This window comes from Candidatus Thermoplasmatota archaeon (genome assembly GCA_035540375.1).
Taxonomy (GTDB): Archaea; Thermoplasmatota; SW-10-69-26; order JACQPN01; family JAJPHT01; genus DATLGO01.
Window position 1 is genome coordinate 1 of sequence record DATLGO010000025.1, and the last position, 4,269, is coordinate 4,269.

5 protein-coding genes are annotated in these 4,269 nt (G+C 70.6%); 1 reads left to right on the forward strand and 4 read right to left on the reverse strand.

Translation table 11 applies throughout. From position 1 onward, the window contains the following. Both VM889_03050 and VM889_03055 read right to left on the reverse strand, forming a co-directional pair. Positions 1-230: hypothetical protein (locus tag VM889_03050; protein HVL47512.1), on the reverse strand; the 230-nt coding region annotated here is incomplete at its 3' end. 49 nt (positions 231-279) lie between these two features. Beyond that, positions 280-849, reverse strand: coding sequence for a winged helix-turn-helix transcriptional regulator (locus VM889_03055; protein HVL47513.1), 570 nt, complete (start codon positions 847-849; stop codon positions 280-282). 198 nt (positions 850-1,047) lie between these two features. On the opposite strand from VM889_03055, the gene VM889_03060 reads away from it, so the two are divergent. After that, positions 1,048-1,611, forward strand: coding sequence for a hypothetical protein (locus VM889_03060; protein HVL47514.1), 564 nt, complete (start codon positions 1,048-1,050; stop codon positions 1,609-1,611). On the opposite strand, the gene VM889_03065 is transcribed toward VM889_03060, so the two are convergent. Together VM889_03065 and VM889_03070 are read right to left on the reverse strand one after the other, a co-directional pair. Further along, complete coding sequence (locus VM889_03065; protein HVL47515.1) at positions 1,510-2,907, reverse strand: glycosyltransferase family 2 protein; 1,398 nt, start codon at positions 2,905-2,907, stop codon at positions 1,510-1,512. The two genes, VM889_03060 and VM889_03065, sit on opposite strands and share 102 nt — an antisense overlap. Positions 2,908-2,956: 49 nt before the next feature. Continuing rightward, positions 2,957-4,006 carry a hypothetical protein gene (locus tag VM889_03070; GenBank protein ID HVL47516.1) on the reverse strand — a complete coding sequence of 350 codons (1,050 nt, stop codon included), beginning with the start codon at positions 4,004-4,006 and terminating at the stop codon, positions 2,957-2,959. Positions 4,007-4,269 lie beyond the last annotated feature (263 nt).

The following is a 4,269-nucleotide window of genomic DNA, read 5'->3' on the forward strand; positions in this document are numbered from 1 at the left end:
GTGATGTGGAATCCCTCGCGCGGCCCCTTGAGCTGCACGTCGCCGCCGAACGACTTGACGAAGCGAGCGGGGACCTCGCGCAGGTGGGGCAGCCCGTCCTCGAAGATCAGGAGCTTGCGCACGGCTCCGTCGGGATAGGTCTCCACCGAGACGACGATTCCGATCTCCTCGCCGAGCCCGCTCATCACGCGGCGATGGAGAACGTCCCGCGGGTTCAGCGCGTCACCCACTCGTGCGTTCGATCCCGTCGCGCTCAAGGTTTTTGGTACGATGGGGCCGTCAGAACGAGAAGCCGGGCGGCGAAGGTGCCGGCGGCTCGGCGGCGAGCGCCTCGTCGGTCGGGATCGGCGTGCGCTCCTCGAGGGGCTTCTCGAGCTCGCGGAGGACGTGCGCGAAATCCCGGCGCAGCCGGTACTCCTTCACCGCGTTGCGCTCGCTTGCGATGAGACCCATCTCCTCGAGCTTCGCCATGTGCCAGGCCACCGTGCTCTGCGAGAGCCCGGTCGCCTCGACGAGGCCGCTCTGCGAGATGCCCGGCCTCGCGCGCACGATCTCCACGATGCGCCGCGTCGGACCGTGCTCGATCGCCGCGTACATCCGCTTCTCGGCGTCGCTGAATCGTCGGCGCTTCGGGAAGTAATGTCGGCATCGACCCTTGCGGACGGCGCTCACGTAGTCGAAGCTCCGCAGGATGTTGAGGTGATACTTCAGCGTGCTTGTGGGCACGGCGAGCTCGCGGGAGATCTTGCCGAGGTAGCTCCCGGGCTTTTCGTAGAGGTGCTCCATGATACGCCCGCGAAGCTCGTTGTCGAGGACGTCCTCCTTCGCGAGGAGCTTGTGTGCCAGCATTGTATGACCCCTGATTTCCCTGTCGCCGTCCGTTCACGGAAGGCGAAAGGACGGATCACAGCGCGATTTCGATAACCGATTTGGTACGGTTTTCGAAAGTCTTCCGTGGGGCGTCAGGCTCCTCGCAGGCTTCCCTGCGGCACCCGCTCCGGGCCTTGAACCACAATGGCCATCGCGGTCGAGGCCCGCTCGCCCGTCATGCGGAGGCTCGCCGTCATGGTTCTCCTTCTTCTCGCCGCGGTCCCCTCCGCCGAAGCCGCCTTCGAGCGCCACGAGATCGTCTCGGGCGAGGGCGACGTCCTCGCGGTCGTCGTCCTTGACACGGAGAAAGCCGTCACGCGGGGCTCCGGGCGCGGATTCCTCGTCCTCGTCGAGAATCCGAACGCCACGGCGAACGTCACGGTGGGCCTCGCCGTCGTGGCCCCGAACGGGACCGGTCTCGCCTACGCGACCTCGGAAAACGCGACGATCGCCCCGCGCGGGGTGGAGGAGCTCGCCTTCCGCGTCCAGGCGCCGTCGGGCGCCCCGCTCGGCCGGCAGCCGATCACGCTTGTCGTGACGGCCTCGCGCGACGGGGCGAACGCGACGGCCGCGCGGCTCGCCGTCGTCATCGACGTGTCCGATCTCCCGACGCCCTTCGGCGAGTCGGTCGACACGCTTTCACCGGGCGAGCGGACGACCTTGGCGGTGGGCCTCCTCGGCCTCGTGGGCGGCGCTCTCCTCGTGGGCCTCGCCCGGCGGCTGCGCCGGCCCCGGTCCTGACCGAGCGCGGGCCGTCTTGGTCCACGCCTGCCTGCGGCCTCGGGCGTGGTCGAAGAAGGCCTTCCACATGACGAGGGCCCGGAGCGCGAAATACCCGATCATCGGAACCACGGCGAGCACGATGGGAAGCTCCGCCCAGCGCCGCTCGCCGCGGCGCGCGTCGTGGAACCAGCTCGTCATGAAGTACGCGACGGGGAGCGTCCAGACGACGATCCAGAAGATGGGCTGGAAGAATTCCCTGCGATAGGCCGGGACGATGAAGAACGGGAGGAGGAGCGAAAGCGCGGGAACGACGACGAGCGGCGACGGGATGAGGACGAGCATGAAGGCCGCGCTCAGGCGGCGGCGGCCGGTGAGGCGCCGCACCGAGAGCGGAAGGTGCCGGCCGACGACCTGGATCCAGCCGCGCGCCCAGCGCATGCGCTGGCGCCACCAGGCGGCGAGGTCGGGGGGCGCCTCGTCGAGCTCCTCGAGATGCGGATCGTACACGACGCGCCAGCCGTCCTCGAGCAGACGGAAGCCGCAATCGATGTCCTCGACGAGCATCCCCGAGTCGAAGCCTGCGACGGATTCGAGGGCCTCGCGCCGGAAGAACCCGTTGGAGCCGTAGAAGAGCGCGACGCCGCCCGTCACCGGCCGGCCATAGTGCTCGATGCGGTAGAGGGCGTGATATTCCATCGACACGAGGCGCGAGAGGAGGCTCGCGCCGGGATCGGCGATGCGTCGGCGCCCGTTCACGAGCGCGATCGTCGGATCCTCCGCGAGCCAGCGCACGGCGCGCCACACGTTGCCCGGCTCGGGGCGCGTGTCGGCGTCGTAGATCGCGACGACGGACCCTCGGGCGCGCGTCCGCAGGACGTGGTTGATGGCGCCGGCTTTCGACCGGTCGCCGCCTGCGTTCTCCACGACCTCGATGGGATGCGTCCGCGCGAGCGTCTCGAGGATCTCGGGGGTCCGGTCGCCTCCCCGGTCGAACACGTAGACGATCTGCAGACGATCGGCCGGGTAGTCGAGCCTCGTGACCGCCTCGACGTTGCGGGCGATGACGTCCTCCTCGTTGAGGCAGGGGACGATGACCGTCACGACCGGGGGCGTCCAGGAGCCGCGCGGCGCGGGATCGCGCGGCTTCCTGTGGCTCGCGACGAGGATGACGGCCATGTAGGCCGCGAGCACCCCCACGAGGGCGTACACGAAGAGCGTGAGGAAAAGGAACTCGGAGCGCGAGCCCTTGAGGGCCTCGACGAGATGGAACCTCGACTCGGCGAGGCGGTAGAGGAGATATCCCGCGAGATCCATGACAGGCTCCCCTCAGGCCGCCCCCGGAGGCCGGGAATCCCTTTCTGGTTCAAGCCTCGAAGGCCGGTCGCGTGGCCCGTTCGAGGGCGAGGGCCGCCGCGACGACGAGCGGCGCGGTCCCGACGAGCACGTATTCCGGGCTGAACCCGTAGTAGATGGAGAAGAACGCGACCATGGGAAGGAGCGTCGCGGCGGCGAACGCGGCGAGCCGCCGGTCGATCGCGAGGCCGGCGACCGCGGCGAGGGCGAGCGCGCCCACGGGCGGGAGGTACAGGATCCACCCCGACCAGTCCCAGAGCGACCACCGCGCGAGGATGCTCGCGTAGAAGGCGAGGTTGGGGCCGATGTAGGCGGGGCTGAGCGTCGAAGCCGCGGCGTCGAGCGCCACGCTCCCGTCTGGATTCGATCGCCCGCGCGAGCCCCAGTCAAGCGGGACGTTCTCGTCGGGAACCGTCCAGGAGAAGTCGCCCGGATGCGCCCCGAACCCGATCGCGAACACGAACGCGAGGCCGATCGCCGGAGCGCTCGCGACGAGCGCCGGCCGCGCGAACCGCCTCGCGGACCCGTCGGCGATCGCCCAGGCCCCGAGGCCGAGGAGGAGCGCGAGCGCGTCCGGACGCGCCGTGGCGGCGGCGAGCGTCGCGAGGACCGCGAGGCCGGGTCGCCGGCTCGCCGCGGCCCACAGGGCCGCGAGCGCCAACGCGAAGGCCGTCGTTCCCGCGTGGCCCGTGCCCGACCAATAGACGTGGATGGGAAAGAGGGCGACGGCCCACGCCGCGAACGCGCCCGCCGCCGGACGGCCCGCGAGGCGGGCGGCGGCCCCGTACGCGACGGCGATGCCGGCAAGGCCGGCGCCAAGGCTCAGGATCCAGGCCGCCCGCGCGGGGTCGACGACCGTGAAGGGCGCCGCGAGCGCGGCGAAACCCTGATGGTTCCACGTCTCGAAGCGCCCCTCCACGAGCGCGAGCGCCTGGAGATTGTACCGCCACCCGTCCCAGATGGGCTCGCGCGGCGCGTGCGCGAGCCTGAGCTGCAGGCCGAGCGCGAGGGCCGCGACAAGCGCGAGGCGCGCGCCGACGGGCGGACGCCTTGGGAACACGCGCGTCCCGGGGCTCGTGGGAAGGATAATGGTTTCGCGTGGGCCGTCTTCGAAGCTTGTCTCACAAACGGTATGGCGCTCTCGGGGAAGCGGGGCCGGCCGGACCCGGTGAGCAAACTTGGATGCTGTCCCCCCGATCCTCGCTGCGACGGGCGCGTTCTTCGCGACGCTGCTCGTCCATCGCCTGTATACGGCCTCACGGCGTCCCCCGCGCGGGCGCGCAAAAAAGGCCGCCCCGGGAGCCCCGATCGCGGCCTCCCCTC

What these genes read in the sequence shown, in the direction of transcription:
- VM889_03055 (HVL47513.1), bottom strand. Translation starts at nt 849, where the DNA reads ATGCTGGCACACAAGCTCCTCGCGAAGGAGGACGTCCTCGACAACGAG.
- VM889_03060 (HVL47514.1), top strand. Translation starts at nt 1,048, where the DNA reads ATGCGGAGGCTCGCCGTCATGGTTCTCCTTCTTCTCGCCGCGGTCCCC.
- VM889_03065 (HVL47515.1), bottom strand. Translation starts at nt 2,907, where the DNA reads ATGGATCTCGCGGGATATCTCCTCTACCGCCTCGCCGAGTCGAGGTTC.